The sequence below is a fragment of the Methylobacterium sp. V23 genome (assembly GCF_002917135.1).
Classification (GTDB): domain Bacteria; phylum Pseudomonadota; class Alphaproteobacteria; order Rhizobiales; family Beijerinckiaceae; genus Methylobacterium.
On sequence record NZ_PDHT01000004.1, the window covers coordinates 174,689 to 190,850 of the forward strand.

The 16,162-nt window shown below is 70.7% G+C and carries 21 protein-coding genes; 13 read left to right on the forward strand and 8 right to left on the reverse strand.

The window, feature by feature from the left end; all coding sequences use genetic code 11:
- Positions 1-6 precede the first annotated feature (6 nt).
- On the reverse strand, positions 7-1,122 hold the full coding sequence (locus CRT23_RS06460; protein ID WP_245436000.1) for a DUF2778 domain-containing protein: 1,116 nt from the start codon (positions 1,120-1,122) through the stop codon (positions 7-9).
- A gap of 400 nt (positions 1,123-1,522) precedes the next feature.
- Between CRT23_RS06460 and crcB the strand changes: the two genes are divergently transcribed.
- From crcB to CRT23_RS06500, 9 genes are all read left to right on the forward strand, one after another.
- Positions 1,523-1,891, forward strand: a complete 369-nt coding sequence (gene crcB, locus CRT23_RS06465; RefSeq protein ID WP_055946296.1) for a fluoride efflux transporter CrcB — start codon at positions 1,523-1,525, stop codon at positions 1,889-1,891.
- A 22-nt stretch (positions 1,892-1,913) separates the two neighbouring features.
- Positions 1,914-2,351 carry an EamA family transporter gene (locus CRT23_RS06470; protein ID WP_055948516.1) on the forward strand — a complete coding sequence of 146 codons (438 nt, stop codon included), beginning with the start codon at positions 1,914-1,916 and terminating at the stop codon, positions 2,349-2,351.
- A 210-nt stretch (positions 2,352-2,561) separates the two neighbouring features.
- Complete coding sequence (locus CRT23_RS06475; protein WP_245436002.1) at positions 2,562-2,756, forward strand: hypothetical protein; 195 nt, start codon at positions 2,562-2,564, stop codon at positions 2,754-2,756.
- A 17-nt stretch (positions 2,757-2,773) separates the two neighbouring features.
- A complete protein-coding gene (locus CRT23_RS06480; protein ID WP_055946289.1) occupies positions 2,774-3,100 on the forward strand; it encodes a hypothetical protein in 327 nt (108 codons plus the stop codon).
- Between the two features lie 93 nt (positions 3,101-3,193).
- Positions 3,194-3,352 carry a hypothetical protein gene (locus CRT23_RS28385; RefSeq protein ID WP_181017269.1) on the forward strand — a complete coding sequence of 53 codons (159 nt, stop codon included), beginning with the start codon at positions 3,194-3,196 and terminating at the stop codon, positions 3,350-3,352.
- 204 nt (positions 3,353-3,556) lie between these two features.
- On the forward strand, positions 3,557-3,826 hold the full coding sequence (locus CRT23_RS06485) for a hypothetical protein (protein ID WP_103709080.1): 270 nt from the start codon (positions 3,557-3,559) through the stop codon (positions 3,824-3,826).
- Positions 3,827-4,053: 227 nt separating this feature from the next.
- Positions 4,054-4,584: a hypothetical protein gene (locus CRT23_RS06490; protein ID WP_103709040.1), complete on the forward strand. Its 531-nt coding sequence runs from the start codon at positions 4,054-4,056 to the stop codon at positions 4,582-4,584.
- A gap of 99 nt (positions 4,585-4,683) precedes the next feature.
- Positions 4,684-5,580: a diguanylate cyclase gene (locus CRT23_RS06495; protein ID WP_103709041.1), complete on the forward strand. Its 897-nt coding sequence runs from the start codon at positions 4,684-4,686 to the stop codon at positions 5,578-5,580.
- Positions 5,581-5,840: 260 nt separating this feature from the next.
- Positions 5,841-6,524 carry a response regulator transcription factor gene (locus tag CRT23_RS06500; RefSeq protein WP_103709042.1) on the forward strand — a complete coding sequence of 228 codons (684 nt, stop codon included), beginning with the start codon at positions 5,841-5,843 and terminating at the stop codon, positions 6,522-6,524.
- A 58-nt stretch (positions 6,525-6,582) separates the two neighbouring features.
- Here the strand turns inward: CRT23_RS06500 and CRT23_RS06505 are convergent, their stop codons facing one another.
- From CRT23_RS06505 to CRT23_RS06515, 3 genes are all read right to left on the reverse strand, one after another.
- Positions 6,583-7,992 (reverse strand): cytochrome ubiquinol oxidase subunit I, encoded by a 1,410-nt coding sequence (locus CRT23_RS06505; RefSeq protein ID WP_055946273.1) that lies wholly within the window; start codon positions 7,990-7,992, stop codon positions 6,583-6,585.
- Positions 7,993-8,120: 128 nt separating this feature from the next.
- Positions 8,121-9,131 carry an SDR family oxidoreductase gene (locus CRT23_RS06510; RefSeq protein ID WP_103709043.1) on the reverse strand — a complete coding sequence of 337 codons (1,011 nt, stop codon included), beginning with the start codon at positions 9,129-9,131 and terminating at the stop codon, positions 8,121-8,123.
- Between the two features lie 120 nt (positions 9,132-9,251).
- On the reverse strand, positions 9,252-10,556 hold the full coding sequence (locus CRT23_RS06515) for a DNA topoisomerase IB (RefSeq protein ID WP_103709044.1): 1,305 nt from the start codon (positions 10,554-10,556) through the stop codon (positions 9,252-9,254).
- 133 nt (positions 10,557-10,689) lie between these two features.
- Between CRT23_RS06515 and CRT23_RS06520 the strand changes: the two genes are divergently transcribed.
- A complete protein-coding gene (locus CRT23_RS06520) occupies positions 10,690-11,292 on the forward strand; it encodes a hypothetical protein (RefSeq protein ID WP_103709045.1) in 603 nt (200 codons plus the stop codon).
- 39 nt (positions 11,293-11,331) lie between these two features.
- On the forward strand, positions 11,332-11,991 hold the full coding sequence (locus CRT23_RS06525) for a methyltransferase (protein WP_103709046.1): 660 nt from the start codon (positions 11,332-11,334) through the stop codon (positions 11,989-11,991).
- 24 nt (positions 11,992-12,015) lie between these two features.
- Here CRT23_RS06525 and CRT23_RS06530 read toward each other — a convergent pair whose 3' ends face one another.
- Positions 12,016-12,423 carry a DoxX family protein gene (locus CRT23_RS06530; RefSeq protein ID WP_055946260.1) on the reverse strand — a complete coding sequence of 136 codons (408 nt, stop codon included), beginning with the start codon at positions 12,421-12,423 and terminating at the stop codon, positions 12,016-12,018.
- A 147-nt stretch (positions 12,424-12,570) separates the two neighbouring features.
- The gene (locus tag CRT23_RS06535) at positions 12,571-12,873 is read right to left on the reverse strand and encodes a DUF3572 domain-containing protein (RefSeq protein WP_055946257.1); all 303 of its coding nucleotides are present in this window, start codon (positions 12,871-12,873) and stop codon (positions 12,571-12,573) included.
- A gap of 75 nt (positions 12,874-12,948) precedes the next feature.
- Between CRT23_RS06535 and CRT23_RS06540 the strand changes: the two genes are divergently transcribed.
- Both CRT23_RS06540 and CRT23_RS06545 read left to right on the forward strand, forming a co-directional pair.
- A complete protein-coding gene (locus CRT23_RS06540) occupies positions 12,949-13,329 on the forward strand; it encodes a response regulator (RefSeq protein ID WP_055946254.1) in 381 nt (126 codons plus the stop codon).
- Between the two features lie 60 nt (positions 13,330-13,389).
- On the forward strand, positions 13,390-14,763 hold the full coding sequence (locus CRT23_RS06545; RefSeq protein ID WP_103709047.1) for a PleD family two-component system response regulator: 1,374 nt from the start codon (positions 13,390-13,392) through the stop codon (positions 14,761-14,763).
- Positions 14,764-14,769: 6 nt separating this feature from the next.
- Here CRT23_RS06545 and CRT23_RS06550 read toward each other — a convergent pair whose 3' ends face one another.
- Both CRT23_RS06550 and rpiA read right to left on the reverse strand, forming a co-directional pair.
- Positions 14,770-15,357, reverse strand: coding sequence for a DUF2059 domain-containing protein (locus CRT23_RS06550; RefSeq protein WP_103709048.1), 588 nt, complete (start codon positions 15,355-15,357; stop codon positions 14,770-14,772).
- 68 nt (positions 15,358-15,425) lie between these two features.
- Positions 15,426-16,133 (reverse strand): ribose-5-phosphate isomerase RpiA, encoded by a 708-nt coding sequence (rpiA, locus tag CRT23_RS06555; protein ID WP_055946242.1) that lies wholly within the window; start codon positions 16,131-16,133, stop codon positions 15,426-15,428.
- Positions 16,134-16,162: the final 29 nt, after the last annotated feature.

A 16,162-nucleotide genomic window follows, 5' to 3' on the forward strand; every position in this document is an offset into this window, starting at 1 on the left:
TTCTGTTCAGCGCGTGGCGCGGCCGAACAGGCGCTCGGCGAAGGTCGGGCCCGCATCGCCGCGCCCGGCGACCACGACGAGGCGGCGGACCTCGCCGCGGAGGAAGGCCTGGAGGAAGCGGTTGTAGTCGCGGAACGAGACGCAGCCGTTCGAGGCGCCGCTGGGGCCCAGCATGTAGGTGTGGGCCAGGATGCCGTCGCGGCCGTGGATCGCCGCGCTGCCGCCCACCGGGTTGAGGCGGATCGCCCGGACGCCGTGGAACAGTGCCTCGCGCTCGGTGAGCTCGTAGGTGCCCGGCGGGGTCGAGCCGCGCATCCGGCGGTGGACGTGGCGCGGGTTGTCCATGCTCTCGCCGAGGCCAGAATGGGCCTCGAGCCGCTCGCCGCTGGGCAGGGTCACGGTGCGGGCGGTGATGTCGTAGACAGCCGTGCCGGCGCCGACCACCGGGCTGCTCTCGATCACCCGGCGCGGACCCGGATCGACGCTGGGATCCACCGCCGCGTAGGCGAGGATGGTCCGCGGCTCCGCCTCGGGCTCCGGCGCGGAGCGCGTTCCGAACACCGTGTCGAAGAAGGAGCGCTCGGCCGCGGCATCGGCGCTCGCGCGGGCGACCTGGGTCCGGCGGGTGGCCAGGGCGCGCAGGGCGGGCGCCGCGCGGAGCGCGAGGCGGGCCGGCTCGGCCTGGGCCACGAGGCCGGCCGGGCGCGGCACCGGCAGCGGGATGGTCTGGGGCAGCGCCTGCGCGATCCGGACCGGGCTGGCGGCCGGAGCGGCCGGAGCAACCGGGACAGGCGCGGGGCGCGGCGTCGCCGTCGCCAGCCGCGTCCGGGCGGAACCCGCGGCGGGCAGCAGGGCGGCGCTGAGCGGGGCCGCCTGGGCCAGCCCCCGGGCCGCAGAGCCCAGGACCGGCACCGGATCGAGCATCCAGGCAGAGGCGCTCGGCGCAGGTGCGGTCGCCAGCACCGCCCGTCCCGGGCCGGCCGGGACGGGTGCGTCCGGCGCGGTCAGGTGCGGGAAGGCGGCGCAGAGGAGCGCCACCGCGGAGGTCCGCAGGAGCATCGGCCCGTGGGGCCGGCGACGGCGGCGGAGGCGGCGGCCGGACGGGTACACAGCGTCGTTCATGCGGGCGAACTCGGATACGCAGTTCCCGAACTGGCACAGCCCATCGCCGCAGACCTCAAGAGAAGGTTAAGCGTAGACGAGAGCGGCGGAAGGTGCCCGTTAGGAAAACATCAACCTTAACTGACCCTATTCAGCCGCAGCTTGGTTAATCCCAGATAAACCGCGACGCATCTTGCGCAGAAATCTTGCGCCACGTGGTTCAGCGCCGGCCGGGAGCCTCCGTCCACGGTCGTCGGCGGGGCGGAGCGACACGGATCTGCCCGCCGCCGGCACGAAATCCCATCCGTGCCCTGTGGACCTCGGGGGCAAGCCGGGCCCCGACGGCGAACCGCTCGAATTTTATGCGTATCCTGAGCGCCGGGCCGGGCTGGCGGCCGGCTGCAGGGGGATCGTACCCGCCATGGGGTTTCTCATCGTCTTTCTCGGGGCCGGCCTCGGCGGCATGGCCCGGCACGGCGTCGGGCTCGCCGCCCTGCGCTTCGGCACGGCCTTTCCCTACGGCACGATGGGCATCAACATCCTGGGCTCGATCCTGATGGGGGTGCTGGCGGGCTGGTACGCCATGCGCAGCGGCAGCCAGCCGATGCGGCTGTTCCTGGCCACCGGCGTGCTCGGCGGCTTCACCACCTTCTCGTCCTATGCCCTCGACGGCATCCTCCTGTTGGAGCGCGGCGAGGTGGCCGCGGCCATCATCTACATTCTCGGCTCGGTGGTCCTCGGTCTCGCCGGCCTGCTCCTCGGCCTCATGGTCATGCGGATGATCCTGTGAGACCGGCCGGGCCGTCGTGATGCTGAGCGCGCTGCTGCAATCCTGGCGGTTCTGGGCCCTGCTCTCGGCCTTCTTCGCCGCGCTGACCGCCATCCTGGCGAAGGTCGGCGTCACCGGCGTGCCCCCCGACGTGGCGACCTTCGTCCGCACCGTGGTGATCCTCGCCCTCACCGGCGCGATCCTGTTCGCCACCGGTCAGGCGACGGGCCTCGCGGCGATCCCGGGCCGCAGCGCCGGCTTCCTCGTGGCCTCGGGCCTCGCCACCGGCGCCTCCTGGCTCTGCTACTTCCGGGCCCTCGCCCTCGGAGATGCGGCGCGGGTGGCCCCCCTCGACAAGCTCAGCGTCGTCCTCGTAGCGATCCTCGGGGTGATTCTCCTCGGCGAGAGCCTGACCCTGCCGAACTGGATCGGCGTCGCCCTGATCGCAGCCGGGGCAATCCTGGTGGCCTACCGGGCCTGAGAACCGCCCGGCACCGCGCTGTCGCAGGATCAAGCCCCCGCCAACGCGCCGTTTTTTCCAGTGCATGGAATTCTTCCAAATCGAAGACAGTAGATCGTTCGCCGCGTGCAAGATTCAATCAATTCCAATGTTGTGGGAATTGCTTGCCAAGCGGAGACTAAGCTTTCAAACCTCTCTCAACGACGCTGATCGCGAGAGGAGAGCGGGATCATGGAACGCATGCTGGACTGGCTTCGCGGCGCTATGCGGATCGCCTGGTGGGACGGCTCGGCCCTCGACCTGCGGCTGCATCGCTTCGCCGATCTCATCGACGCCCTGGCGGGCACTCCGGAGACGGATCCCGCCCTGGTGCCGCCCCACTGGCGGGAGCGCCCGTCCGACCGGACCTCGGGAGCCCGGGCGTGAGCGGGCAGGACGAGCGGATGGAGGCCCCACCCCACCCCGTGCCGGCCTGCGCCGAGCCCGCGTCGCCCGAGGCCCATCTCGACGAGGCCCTGCGCCGCGCCTTCTGGCAGAGCCTGAACCGGGCGCCCCTGCCGGCCCTCTCGGCGCTGGAGGTGGCGGCCCGCGTCGTCGGCGCCCTCTATCGGCAGGTTGCCCAGGCCCATGAGGGGCCGCAGGGCTGCCGTTGCGGCTGGGAGCCGGATCCCGATTGCGACCTCATCGTGCTGGAGGCCAACCTCGCGGCGGCCCTGATGCAGCCGCCCGAGCCCGATCTCGCGCGCATGATCCCCCTCGGACGCGCTTGAGCCGTCACGGTTACGATTCCCTCACACTCCCGGGCCGAACATGGCCGACGCGAGCCCGCTGACGGCCTCGCGTCGGCGCGCGGGGAGTGTGAGATGGACGGGTTCTATCGCGGGATCGAGACGAGCCTCCTGGCTCTCAGTCTGGTCCTCGGGCTCGGTGCCCTGGTCATGTCGGACCGTGCCCTGCCACGCCCGGCCGTGACCCAGTTGGCGGTCACCCTGCCGATGATCTCCGTCTCGACGTTGCCCTGAGCTCTGGTCCGGGCCGCATCCGAAATCCCGCTCAAGGATTCATGATCGGTCCGCCCTCTTGACTGCAACCCTTCCGGCCTCTCGCGACTTAACAGTCCAAGATGCAACGCGCGCCGCTGGGCACACCGTTGCACGATCCCGACATGTTGAGGGCACGTCCACCGAGGGATGTGCGAGCGAGACTTTTCGATGGTAGCGAATCGACTGCGCGTGTCCACGATCGTGGGCGCTTTCGCCTTGGCAGGGACGGTTCTGACAGGAACCGGGTTCTCGGGCATTCTCGTCCCCAGCGCCATGGCGGCCCCGGTCGCCAACCAGGGACCGGGCAAGACCGCCGTGGTGACGGCGGCCGTCACCCCCGTCGCGGCGGTGACCGAATCGGAGGACGAATCGGTCAATTGCAGCCGCTCGCGCAAGCGCCTCTGGGTCGAGGGCGAGGGCTGGATCGTTCGCCGCGTCACCACCTGCCGCTGACTTCGGACCGAGACCACCGCGGCGAACCCGACCCTGCCGCGAGGCAGGGTTTTTTCGTGTCATCGGTCCGGTCGCCCGCCGCCTCGGGGCTGCTCCGTTCCCGTGGGGACCCTGCCCGGCACGCCCTGTAAGCACTCTTCGACGCTGAACGCCGCCGGGATTTGGGGAACGACGGATGCAGCCGCCGGTTCTTTCTCGAATCGGCCAGCGTGGGAGTTCGGCGCCGCATGACCACTTGTTCGAAGATCCGGCCGCGCCGGGGAATCTCTCTCCGCGTCGTCGGCCTCGCCGGCACCCTGGTGCTCTCCGGCTTGGCCGGCACGGCGCAGGGCCAGGACCTCGCCTACGGCACGGATCCCTATGCCGGTTCCGAGAACGGCTATGGCGGGCCGCTGCTCCACGGCGACTATGTCGGTGCGCCGCTCACCCGCTTCCCCCGCCCGAGCGAGCTCGTGCCCAGCGCCTGGGGCTACGGCACTTACGGCATCCCCACGGTGGCGGGGATCCGCAGCGCCTCGGTCGGCACGCCGACGGTCTACGTCATCGATGGGCAGCCCTCCGCGCTGCGCACGGCAGCCCCGGGCCGCTCCCGGGTTCTGACGCGCAACCGCCAGGGGCGCTGGTCGGACGCGGCCGGCGCCGAGCGGACCCGGGCCCGCGGCGGGCCGTTCCAGGCTGCGGCCCCGGTCGCCGAGACGGGCGGTGGCGCCCGCGTCATTCCCGTCCGGGTTCCGCCGGTCCAGATCTCGCGCCGGTAAGGCGGTTGCGGGAAGAAGACTTCGAGTCGGCTTTCGCAAGCGGTTAATCTGTTCGTGCCACTCTCACGTCAAGAACCGTGAAGGTGGTCAGGCCGCGTCATGCATATCGTCCTCGTCGACACCAGTCGGGTCGTGCTCAAGATGATCGCGGCGCTGCTCGAACCCAACGGGCACACTGTCTCGGCCTTCACCGATTCTGCCGAGGCCCTGAACTTCGTCGAGAATACCGGCTCGGTCCGGGTGCTGATTACCAGTCTCGAGGTTCGGCCCCTGGGCGGCCTCGAACTGTGCTGGTCCGCCCGCCTGCTCGCCGAAGCCAATCGTCCCCTCTACGTCATCACCATGTCCTCGGCCCGGAACGCCCGGAACCTCGCCGAGGCCCTGGATAGCGGCGCCGACGACTTCATCGAGAAGCCGCCGGGACCGGAGGAGCTGCATGCCCGCCTGCGAGCCGCCGAGCGCCTGACCACGATGCAGAGCGAACTGATCCGCCTCGCCGACACGGACTCGCTGACGGGCCTGCTCAACCGGCGCGCCTTCCTGCAGAAAGCGCGCGATACCGCCGACCGTGTGGGGGATCACGGCAAGATGTCGGCCATCCTCCTCGACATCGATCACTTCAAGCGCATCAACGACGAGTACGGCCACGACGTCGGCGACGCGGCGATCCAGGCTGTGTGCCGCGAACTCGCCCTCGACGGCCTCGTCGGCCGTCTCGGCGGCGAGGAGTTCGGCATCGTCCTGCCCCATCGCACCGGCGCCGAGGCCGAGGGTTTGGCGACCCGCCTGCGCCGCTCGATGGAAGCCCTGCGCATTCGCGGCGGCCGGGTCCCGATCCGCCTCACCTGCAGCTTCGGCGTCAGCGAGTGGTCGGAGGGCGACACCATCGAGGGGCTTCTCAAGCGGGCCGACATCGCCCTCTACGAGGCCAAGACGACGGGACGCAACCGCGTCGTGAGCGCCGCCTCCGACCTCGTGCTGGCGCGCGCCGGCTGAGTCCGAGCCTGTCTCGAATCGAGGGTTAATCCGGCGACGCCCCTGTGCCGTTGCGAAACGCCAAGCTTCCCGATCCGACCACGAAATCCGGCGTTTACCAAAGTACCCCGCGGATTTCCGCGGGGCTTGGGCAATGTTCGAGGGATTTCGCCCGAATCCAGACTGAGATTTGGACAGTAAAGCTCTGGAACGGAACTTGATCTGAACCTCCCAGGGAACGCCGCGGTGTGTCGCGGTGGGACAATGGGGAGTGCAGCGGCATGAATGACGCCGTGGGAGTTTTGATCGTCGGCGAGCCCCTCGGGCTCGAACCCGCGTTTCGCGCCGTCATCGAGCATGAGCCGCGCCTGCAGACCTTGAGCGAGGGCGAGCTCGCGCCCGGATCGGGAGGGCCGTCGCGCAAGGTCGCCTTGCTGTTCGTCGGCGCGGAGCCCGAGCCGGGCCTTGCCGGCCGGATCGCGGCGCTCAAGGGCCGGGCGCCGGGCCTCGCCGTCCTCGTCGGCTTCGAGGTGCTGCGGGCCGGCCTGCTGACCCGTCTGGTGGATGCGGGCGCCGATGCCTTCATCGCCCGCTCGGCGACGCCGCGCGACGTCTGCGAGGCCCTCCTGAGCCTTGCCGCCAACCCGGCCGAGCCGACCTGGGACGAGGCTGCGGCGGCAGCGCCGGCCGATGGCCTGACGCCGCGCGAGGCCGAGATCCTGCGCTTCCTGAGCGCCGGCTTCAGCAACAAGGAGGTGGCGCGCCGCCTGAACCTCAGCGTGCGCACGGTGGAGACCCACCGCCTCAACCTGCGCCGCAAGACCCAGACCGGGCGTCTCAAGGACCTCGTCGCCCTGGCCCGCCACCTCGGCCTCACGCCGGTGGTCGATGCTGCTCCGATCCGTTCGACGGGCGGCGACCGCCCCCGGGGACAGCACGCGAGCGAGTCCGTGGCCCGGCTCTGAGCCGGGCCGCGACGCCCCTCGGGCGGGCAAGTCGTTTTTCAGGCGGGCGAGACGCTTTTCAGGCGGGGGTCAGACTTTCGTTGACCGCGGAGAGGGGACGCTTGGGCTTCTGGGCCACATCGCCGCCCCGGATGGCCTCTTCCAGCGGCTCCGGACCCTTTCGCAGGAGCTTGGCTAGGTAGTAGCTGCCGAACCCGAAGATGAAGGCGTAGGCGATCAGGAAGGCGATCAGCGAGGTCGTCACGGCGTTGACCGTCAGGGGCGAGTGGGCGTCCGCCGTGCGCAGCTGCCCGTAGACGATGTAGGGCTGGCGTCCGATCTCGGCGGTGAACCAGCCAAACAGGACCGCCCCGAACCCGGAGGGGGTCATCAGCATCGCCGCGTTGAGGAACCAGCGGTTCGAGAAGAGCGTGCCCTTCCAGCGCAGGTAGAGGCTCCACAGGCTCAAGCCCAGCATCGCCATGCCGATCGCGACCATGATGCGGAACGAATAGAAGACCGGCCAGACCGGCGGACGCTGGTCCGGCGGCACGTCCTTCAGGCCCGGCACCACGCCCGAGAAGTCGTGGGTGAGGATGAAGCTGCCGAGGCGCGGGATGCCGATCTCGAAGTCGTTCTTCTCCGCCTGCATGTTGGGGATCGCGAACAGCAGCAGGGGCATGTTGTCCTGCCGGTCCCAGTTCGCCTCGATCGCCGCGAGCTTGGTCGGCTGCAGCTTGAGCACGGCGAGACCGTGGGTGTCGCCGACGAAGATCTGGATCGGCGTGAAGATCACCGCGAACCAGAGCGCCATGGAGAGCGAGAGACGGGCCCCCGCCACCTTCTCGGCCGGCTCCTTGCGCGCCCGCAGGATCATCCAGGCCGACATGCCCGCCACCGCGAAGGCCGTGGTGAGGAAGCAGCCCAGGACCATGTGGGCGTAGCGGATCGGGAAGGACGGGTTGAAGATCACCTTCCACCAGTCGGTGGCGATGGCCCGGCCGTTCTCGACGACGAAGCCGTCCGGCGTCTGCATCCAGGAATTGGCCGACAGGATCCAGAAGGCCGAGATCAGGGTGCCGATCGCCACCATGCAGGTGGAGACGAAGTGCAGCCTGTCGCCGACCCGGTCCCAGCCGAACAGCATGATCCCGAGGAAGCCCGCTTCGAGGAAGAAGGCGGTGATCACCTCGTACTGGATCAGCGGCCCGAGCACGTTGCCGGTGAAGTCGGAGTAGCGCGACCAGTTGGTGCCGAGCTGGTAGCTCATCACGATGCCGGAGACGACGCCGAGGCCGAACGAGACCGCGAAGACCTTCACCCAGAACCGGTAGAGGTTCCGGTACATCGGGTTGCCGGTCCAGAGCCACTGCGCCTCCAGGCGGGCGAGGAAGCTCGCCAGCCCGATGGTGAAGGCCGGGAAGATGATGTGGAAGGCCATGGTGAAGCCGAACTGGATGCGCGAGAGCAGGAGCGCGTCGACTTCCATGGCAAACCCTCATGCGATGCGGAGCCCCGATGGCAGGGACCCCTGAAGCAGCTATAGCGTGAAGACGCCGAAGCTGCATCCGGTTCGCGGCGGGCGACCGGGTCGCAGGGGGCGGCCCGGGGGGCTCCTCAGCGCCGCGGCAGCAGGCGGCGCGGCGCGCGGGCCAGGGTCGCGACCCCGAACAGGCCGAGGGCCACCACCCCGGTCAGCCCGGCCACGAGGAGGTCGCGGTCGCGGCTCGTCCAGTAGGCGCTGCGCGTCGTCTTGGTCCGGTCCGAGAATCGCCCGTCGATGCCCACATGGCCGGGCACCGGGGCGAACAGGTTGCCGGCCTTGTCGGGCACCGGTTCGTCGGTGAGCTGGGCCGACCACATCGTGGCGGCCTTCTTGTCCGCGTAGCCCGGCATCAGCGCCTGGGCGGCGGCCATCATCACCGTGCTGTGGCCGACCCAGACCTCGCGGCTCGGGTTCTCCGCCGCGGCGACGATGGCCTCGGCGCAGAGGCGCGGATCGTAGACCGGATCGGGAGCATACTGGCCGTGGCCGGTGCGGTTGCGGGCCCAGTTGAACTGCGGGGTGTTGACGGCGGGCAGGTAGACCACGCTGAGGGAGACATCCACGCGATCGTGGATCAGCTCGGAGCGCAGGGCGTCGGTGAAGCCCGAGACCGCGAACTTCGCCGCGCAGTAGGGCGCCTGGAGCGGCGCGGCCCGGATGCCGAGACCCGACGAGACCTGGATGATCGCGCCGCGGTTGCGCGGCTTCATGTGGCGCAGGGCCGCCAGCGTCCCGTAGACTTGGCTCAGGTAGGTCGTCTCGGTGACGCGCCGGTACTCCTCGGGCGTGATCCGGTCGGCCGGGTTCACGATCGTCGCCATCGCGTTGTTGACCCAGGCCCGGATCGGCCCGAACTCCCGCTCGATTCGCTCGGCGGCGGCGTCGATCGCCTCCGCATCCGCGACGTCGGCCGAGATCCCCAGGACGGGGCGGCCGTAGGCGGTCAGGTCGGCCTCCGCGTCGCGCAGGCGGTCGGCATCGCGGGCGATGACGACCACGGCCCAGCCTCGCCGCGCGAAGAGATGGGCGGTGGCGAGCCCGATTCCGGCGGTTCCTCCGGTGACGACCGCGACTTTGGTCATGGATTTCGGCTTCCTTCTCGACGACAGCCTGCGCCAACGGTCCAGGGGTGCGGCTGTTGCCTCGAGGACCGCGTGCCCAAACGACACGGGTCCCGGACGGACCGGGCGGTCGACGACGCCTCAGGCCGCCTGGCCCGCCTCCGCGGCCGACTTCTTGGCTTTCGACATCTTGGCTGTCGCCGCCTTGGCTGTCGCTTCCTTGGCTTTCGCTTCCTTGGCCGCGGGCGCCTCTGCGGCGGCTGCCGGGGCAGCCAGGGACTTCGCCGCCTTGGTGGCCCGGCGGCGCGTGGCCTTGCGCGCACCGGGGCTTCCCGCTCCGGTCGAGAGATCGCGGCCCTGGCCGTCCTTGACCTCGGCGAGGCGTGCCTGGAGCAGGCCGAGCACGGCGGCCTCCTCGGGCTTCAGCACGGTGAGGTCCTCGCGCAGCTCGTCCTCCACCGCGTCCTTGATCTGCAGGAGGAGCGCACCCTCGAGGTAGCAGTCGAGCACCTGCGGATGGATGTAGCACTTGCGGCAGATGGTCGGCGTGTTGCCGAGCCGGGCGGCGACGCCCTCGATGGCGGCGCGCAGGTTCTTCTTGGCCTTGGCCTCGCTGTCGAAGGCCTCGAATTCCTGCAGCGCCAGGGCGGCCAGGACGGTCCCGGCCCAGGTCCGGAAATCCTTGGCGGTGATGTCCTGGCCGGTGATCTCGCGCAGGTAGGCGTTGACGTCCGCCGAGGTCACGTCGCGCACGGTGCCGTCCGCGTCGCGATACTGGAACAGCTCCTGGCCGGGCAGGTCCTGGCAGGCCTTGACGATCCGGGCGACGCGGCGGTCCTTGAGGCCAAGGTCCCAGGTCTTGCCGCTCTTGCCCTTGAACCGGAAGGTCAGCGCCGAACCCGCGATCCGGGCGTGCCGGTCGCGCAGCGTCGTAAGACCGAAGCTCTTGTTGGTGCGGGCGTAATCGTCGTTGCCGACGCGGATCAGCGTGGTCTCCAGGAGATGCACCACGGTGGCCAGCACCTTCTCACGGGGAAGGTCGCGCTTGCCCATGTCGGCATCCACGCGGGCGCGGATGGCCGGGAGCGCGTCGGCGAAGGCCATGACGTGCTCGAACTTGGTGAGGTCGCGGGCGGCGCGAAAATCCGGGTGGTAGCGGTACTGCTTGCGCCCCTTGGCGTCGCGGCCCGTCGCCTGGATGTGGCCGTTGGCCCGCGGGCAGATCCAGACGTCGGTATAGGCCGGCGGGATCGCCAGGGCGCGGATCCGGGCGAGGGTCTTCGCGTCCCGCACCGGCTGGCCCCGGGCGTCGCGATAAGCGAAACCCGTCCCGCTCTTCCGACGCGTCAGGCCCGGCATGGTGTCGTCGACGTAGCGCAGGCCCGCTTCCTCGGCGGCGTCGCGCGGGTCGGCGACCGTGCCCTCTTCGTCGCGCGCCGTGGCCATGCTGGTCCCGTCCCTGCGGTGATCTGGTTCGCCGTCAACGGGCCCGCGCTAGTCCCTGTTCCGCCATGCCCTGTTCCGCCATGCCCTGTTCCGCCATGCCTCGTTCCGGGCGGAGCGTGCTACATCGCGTCCGATGGATATCCCCGCTTCCGCCGCCGCACCCCGGCGCCTCGTCCTCCTCGCCCCCGACGATACGGGCTTCGCGGCCCGCGACCTTCCCCTCGTGGCGGCGGCCCGGGCTGCCGGGTTATCCGCGACGGTGGTGACGCGGGTGGACGCCCATCGCGGGGCGATCGAGGCGGCGGGCGCCCGGGTGGTGCCCTTCGCGCTGGGGACCTCGCGGCTCAACCCGATGGCGGCGGGCTACGAGGCGGGCCAGCTCGCCGGAATCCTGAAAGCGCTGGAGGCCGACCTCCTCCACGCCATTGGCCTCCGGGCGATCGTGGTCGGCGGCACGGCCGCGGCCATGTCGGGGATCGCGGCGCGGATCTACCAGCCCGGCGACCTCGCGGCCCTGAACGCCCGCACGGACGCCGCCGGGCGCCTGACGCGCTTCGGCCTGCGCGGGGCGCTGCGGGGCCCCCTCGCCACCCGGGCCACCCGCTATCTCTGCGCGACCGCGGCCGAGGCCGCCGCCCTGGGCCTCGACCCAGCCGATACGGCGCTGGCGCTGGCGGGCGCGGACGGACTCGCGGTCGCCGCCGGCACGCTCTACGGCGAGTTCGCCCGAGCATGATCACGCCCGCATGATCACGCCCCGCCAGAGAACGCCCGTATGACGCCGTCGGCCGATCCCCTCGCCTTCATCCGGGCCAACACCCGGCTGCGCCCGGTGCCGCACGCGCCCGAGATCGTCCTGCACGTGGCCGACGAGGCCACCGAGCTGTGGCAGAAGACCGAGGACGAGCTGGCGGTGATCGGTCTGCCGCCGCCGTTCTGGGCCTTCGCCTGGGCCGGCGGGCAGGCCCTGGCCCGCTACATCCTCGACAATCCCGGTCTCGTGGCGGGACGCCGGGTGCTCGATTTCGCCTCCGGCTCGGGCCTCGTCGCCATCGCGGCGGCGCGCTCCGGCGCGGAGCATGTCACGGCGAGCGACCTCGACCCCTTCGCGATCCCGGCCATCGGCCTCAACGCGGCGGCCAACGACGTGGCGGAGCGCATCGAGGCGGTGTCGCGCGACCTCATCGGCTCCGATCCGGGGTCCGCCGTGGTGCTCGCCGCCGACATCTTCTACGAGCAGGACCTCGCCGCCCGGGTCACCGCCTGGCTGTCCGGCCTGCACGCGCGCGGCGCCACCGTGCTGGTGGGCGATCCCGGCCGCTCCTACCTGCCCCGCGACCGGCTCACCGAACTCGCCACCTACACGGTGCCGGTGAGCCGCTCCCTGGAGGATGCCGAGGTCAAGCGCAGCAGCGTCTGGCGCTTCAGCGCCTGAGCCGCGCCCCGCGCGGAGGCCGCCTCAGAACCGGCCGCGGCGCTGCGCGTCGAGGCTCCACGGGCCGGCGCCGGCGGCCGCCAGGTAGAGGAAGACGAAGCAGAACAGGATCGCGGCATCGCCGCCGTTGAGGGCCGGGAACGGGCTCTTGGGGTGGTGGGCGATGAAATACGCGACCGCCATCTGGCCGGAGAGCAGGAACGCCACCGGCCGGGTGAACAGGCCCAGGATGATGAGCACGCCGCCCAGGGTTTCGAGGATGGCGGCGAACCACAGGAGCGACATCATCGCGGGGCCCGCTCCCCCACCCATCCGGAGGGGAAAGCCGAACAGCTTCTGCGTGCCGTGCTCCAGGAAGAGCAGGCCTGCCACGATGCGCAGGATGCTGAGGAGGCGCGGGGCCCAGGTCGTCGAGAGGCTGGCGAGGGACATGGGCGAGGGGTCTCCGGCGAGGGGCCGCATCGAAGGGCCCGCGGCGCGGACGGCGCCCGCGCGAAGCCGTCGAGCCATAGCGCGGGGCCGGGGACGGGGCGAGCCTCGCGGGACAATCCCAGGGGATATCCGGCCGCGCGGCCCTGCCTACATCCCGTCGTCGAACTCCGGCGGGCCGAGGCGGCGCCAGGCGGCGGCGATGCGCTCGGGCTTGGTGTCGAGGGCCTCCGCGCAGGCGAGGAGCGTCGCCTCGTCACCCATGATATGATCGAGGATGCCGGCCAGGAAGCCGGGGTCCTGTGCACTGGCCCGCAGGGTCTCGGGCGTCGCCCCGGTGGCGTTGAGGAAGGCGAACAGGCGCTCGTCGTCGGTGGCCATCCAGGCGAGGGCCGCCAGGGCCACGCCTTCGGCGGATTCGTCTCCGCTATTGGGTTTGCGTTTCGTCAACATGTATCCGCTAAATCTCCTCAGGCGGGGCATGCGTCGAACGACAATGGGCCGTCCACGCACCGGGAACAACGGGCCATGAAGAAGACCGTGCTCATCGTTGAGGACAACGAACTCAATATGAAGCTCTTCAACGACCTGTTGGAGGGACATGGCTACGCGACGCTCAAGACGGCCAACGGCATCGAGGCGATCGAGCTCGCGCGGGCCCATCGCCCCGACCTGATCCTCATGGACATCCAGCTGCCCGAGGTCTCCGGCCTCGAAGTCACGAAGTGGCTCAAGGAAGACGACGACCTCAAGGCCATCCCGGTGATCGCGATCACGGCCTTCGCCATGAAGGGGGACGAAGAGCGCATCCGCGAGGGCGGTTGTGAAGCCTACCTGTCGAAACCGATCTCGGTGGCGAAGTTTCTCGCCACCGTCCGACAGTATCTCGGCGACGCCAGGACCGCCTGACCCGCCCGCCTCGCTCATAGCCTTCCCGATGGCCCGTAGTACGACCCTGCGCGAGGACCGATGTCGGCCCGAATTCTGATCGTCGATGATCTCTTCCCGAACGTGAAGCTCCTGGAGACGAAGCTCTCCATGGAATACTTCGACGTTTTGGCGGCGATGAACGGCCCCGACGCGCTGACGATCTGCGAGAAGGGCCTCTGCGACCTCGTCCTCCTCGACGTGATGATGCCCGGCATGGACGGGTTCGAGGTCTGCCGCCGGCTCAAGAGCAATCCCAACACGGCCCACCTGCCCGTCGTGATGGTCACCGCCCTCGACCAGCCCTCCGACCGCCTGCGCGGGCTCGATGCGGGTGCGGACGACTTTCTGACGAAGCCCATCGACGACACGGCCCTGTTCGCCCGCGTGCGCAGCCTCGTGCGCCTCAAGGCGGTGACGGACGAGCTGCGCTCCCGCGCCATGGCCTCGCGGGATTTCGGGATCGGCGACCCCCTGGCCCTCGCCGCCGCCGAGACCGGCCTCAACGCCTCGATCCTCCTCGTGGAGGACCGTCCCGGCTCGGCCGACCGCCTCTCGGCGGCCCTGGGCCAGCACCACACGCTGACGGTCGAGCCCGACCCGCACAAGGCCCTGGTGCTGGCGGCGGAGGGCGCGTTCGACCTGACCCTGGTCAGCCTCGACATCCAGGGGTTCGACGGCCTGCGCCTGTGCAGCCAGCTGCGCTCCCTCGATCGCACCCGCCTGATGCCCGTGATGATGATCGCCGAGGAGCACGACCGCGCCCGGGTGATCCGGGGGCTCGAATTCGGCGTGCACGACTACCTGATGCGGCCCGTGGACCGGAACGAACTCGTGGCCCGGGTGCGCACGCAGGTGCGCCGCCGCCGCTTCTCGGACGCCCTGCGGGGCGCCGTCCAGGCCTCGATGGAACTCGCGGTCACCGATGGCCTCACGGGCCTTCACAACCGGCGCTACCTCGACAGCCACCTCGGTGCGCTGTTCGGCGAGGCGGCCCTGCGCAACCGTCCGGTGGCGGCGCTGATGCTCGACATCGACCGCTTCAAGTCCATCAACGACACCTACGGCCACGAGGCCGGCGACGAGGTGCTCAAGGCCTTCGCCGAGCGCATCCGCACCCATACGCGCGGCATCGACATCGTGGCCCGCTACGGCGGCGAGGAGATCGTCATCATCCTGCCGGATGCCGAGGCCGAGGGAGCCTACGCCATCGCCGAGCGCATCCGCGAGCGGATTGAGGCGGTGCCGTTCGCCATCCAGCGCGACACCCTCATGGTGCCGGTGACGGTGTCCATCGGCGTGGCCTGGCGCCGGGCCGAGGATGTCGGGCCGGCCGACATGCTCAAGCGGGCCGACCTCGCCCTGTACCGGGCCAAGAGCACCGGCCGGAACCGCGTCGAAGCGGCGGCGGCCTGAAGCCCGCTACTGCAGCTGGTGGCCCTTCTTGGCCATCTCGGCACGCACCCGAACCATGATGTATTCCGAGACGTCCTGGGTCCAGTTCTGCATGGCCTGGACCATCTCGTCGAGCACCTGCGGCTGGGTCTCGACGTAGCGCTTGCCGGCGGGCGAGCGGAAGAAGGTCGCGATCTCGTTCAGCTCGGCCTCGGACAGGCGCGCGGCGTAGATCCGGGCGGCGGTATCGATCATCGCCTGCTTCTGCAGCTCCATCTCGGGCTCGAGGGAGGTCAGCACCGTCTCGAGGTCCTTGGAGAGCTCGGGCCGGGTCACGGCGCCCTGGCGGATCCGCTCGGCGAAGGCCGGGATGATCGAGTCGAACGACCGGGCGATGCCGGAATTCAGCATGACCTCGCGGGCGAGGGCCAGGTGGTTCGCCGAGTAGGCGGGTGTCTGCGCGGCGGGCGTGCTTGGCGCTGGTGCGGCGGCGGGCGTCGACGGCTTGGCGCCGGGCTTGGCCGCCGGCGGCTTCTGGGCCGGGGCTTGGGCCTGGGCGGCCAGGGGGGCGCTGGCGAGGACGAGGGCGGCCAGGGCGGCGAGGCGGCGGGACATGGCGGACGCTCCGGGAGGGGTTCGGCGAAGGGGAGGATGGGAGGGGCGGGAGATGGGGGTGAGCGCCCTCAGACGGTTCCGAGCCGGCTCACCACCGCCTGCCCGTCGCGCGCCTCGGCCAGGATGGCTCCGGTGGCGAGGCCGAGGAACAGGCCGTGCTCGACGACGCCCGGCACGGCCCAGAGGGCACCCGACAAGGCCTCGGGATCCGGGATGCGTCCGAGATGGGCGTCGAGGATGTGGTGGCCGCCATCGCTGACGAAGGGCGTGCCGTCCCGGGCCCGCAGGACGAGCTGGCCGGTGCAGCCGCTCGCCTGCAGGGCGGCGGCCACGGCCCGGCGGGTGGCGCCGAGGCCGAAGGCGTTGACCTCGATCGGCAGCGGGAACGCCCCGAGGGTCTCGACGCGCTTGGCGGCATCCGCGATCACCACCATCCGGTGGCTGGCGAAGGCGACGATCTTCTCGCGGAGCAACGCGCCGCCGCCGCCCTTCACGAGGCGCATCGCCCCGTCGATCTCGTCCGCGCCGTCGATGGTCAAGTCGAGTTCGGGCAGCGCGTCCAGGGTGGCGAGGCGGATGCCGGCGGCCTCGGCCGCGACCCGGGTCGCCTCGGAGGTGGGCACGCCGACGACGTCGAGGCCATCCCGGACGCGGGCCCCCAGGAGTTCGACGAAGACGTTGGCGGTGGACCCGGTTCCGATCCCCAGCCGCATCCCGGGCGTCACCAGTCCGACCGCGACCTCGGCCGCCGCGCGGCGCAGATCCGGCCCGCTCACGCGAAGGCTCCGGCGGCGGGGAGGGGGAA

Bases quoted from the DNA above. Each gene is read 5' to 3' on its own strand.
- CRT23_RS06460 (WP_245436000.1), bottom strand. From the start codon at position 1,122: ATGAACGACGCTGTGTACCCGTCCGGCCGCCGCCTCCGCCGCCGTCGC.
- crcB (WP_055946296.1), top strand. From the start codon at position 1,523: ATGGGGTTTCTCATCGTCTTTCTCGGGGCCGGCCTCGGCGGCATGGCC.
- CRT23_RS06475 (WP_245436002.1), top strand. From the start codon at position 2,562: ATGGAACGCATGCTGGACTGGCTTCGCGGCGCTATGCGGATCGCCTGG.
- CRT23_RS06480 (WP_055946289.1), top strand. From the start codon at position 2,774: ATGGAGGCCCCACCCCACCCCGTGCCGGCCTGCGCCGAGCCCGCGTCG.
- CRT23_RS28385 (WP_181017269.1), top strand. From the start codon at position 3,194: ATGGACGGGTTCTATCGCGGGATCGAGACGAGCCTCCTGGCTCTCAGT.
- CRT23_RS06490 (WP_103709040.1), top strand. From the start codon at position 4,054: ATGACCACTTGTTCGAAGATCCGGCCGCGCCGGGGAATCTCTCTCCGC.
- CRT23_RS06495 (WP_103709041.1), top strand. From the start codon at position 4,684: ATGCATATCGTCCTCGTCGACACCAGTCGGGTCGTGCTCAAGATGATC.
- CRT23_RS06500 (WP_103709042.1), top strand. From the start codon at position 5,841: ATGAATGACGCCGTGGGAGTTTTGATCGTCGGCGAGCCCCTCGGGCTC.
- CRT23_RS06505 (WP_055946273.1), bottom strand. From the start codon at position 7,992: ATGGAAGTCGACGCGCTCCTGCTCTCGCGCATCCAGTTCGGCTTCACC.
- CRT23_RS06510 (WP_103709043.1), bottom strand. From the start codon at position 9,131: ATGACCAAAGTCGCGGTCGTCACCGGAGGAACCGCCGGAATCGGGCTC.
- CRT23_RS06515 (WP_103709044.1), bottom strand. From the start codon at position 10,556: ATGGCCACGGCGCGCGACGAAGAGGGCACGGTCGCCGACCCGCGCGAC.
- CRT23_RS06520 (WP_103709045.1), top strand. From the start codon at position 10,690: ATGGATATCCCCGCTTCCGCCGCCGCACCCCGGCGCCTCGTCCTCCTC.
- CRT23_RS06525 (WP_103709046.1), top strand. From the start codon at position 11,332: ATGACGCCGTCGGCCGATCCCCTCGCCTTCATCCGGGCCAACACCCGG.
- CRT23_RS06530 (WP_055946260.1), bottom strand. From the start codon at position 12,423: ATGTCCCTCGCCAGCCTCTCGACGACCTGGGCCCCGCGCCTCCTCAGC.
- CRT23_RS06535 (WP_055946257.1), bottom strand. From the start codon at position 12,873: ATGTTGACGAAACGCAAACCCAATAGCGGAGACGAATCCGCCGAAGGC.
- CRT23_RS06540 (WP_055946254.1), top strand. From the start codon at position 12,949: ATGAAGAAGACCGTGCTCATCGTTGAGGACAACGAACTCAATATGAAG.
- CRT23_RS06545 (WP_103709047.1), top strand. From the start codon at position 13,390: ATGTCGGCCCGAATTCTGATCGTCGATGATCTCTTCCCGAACGTGAAG.
- CRT23_RS06550 (WP_103709048.1), bottom strand. From the start codon at position 15,357: ATGTCCCGCCGCCTCGCCGCCCTGGCCGCCCTCGTCCTCGCCAGCGCC.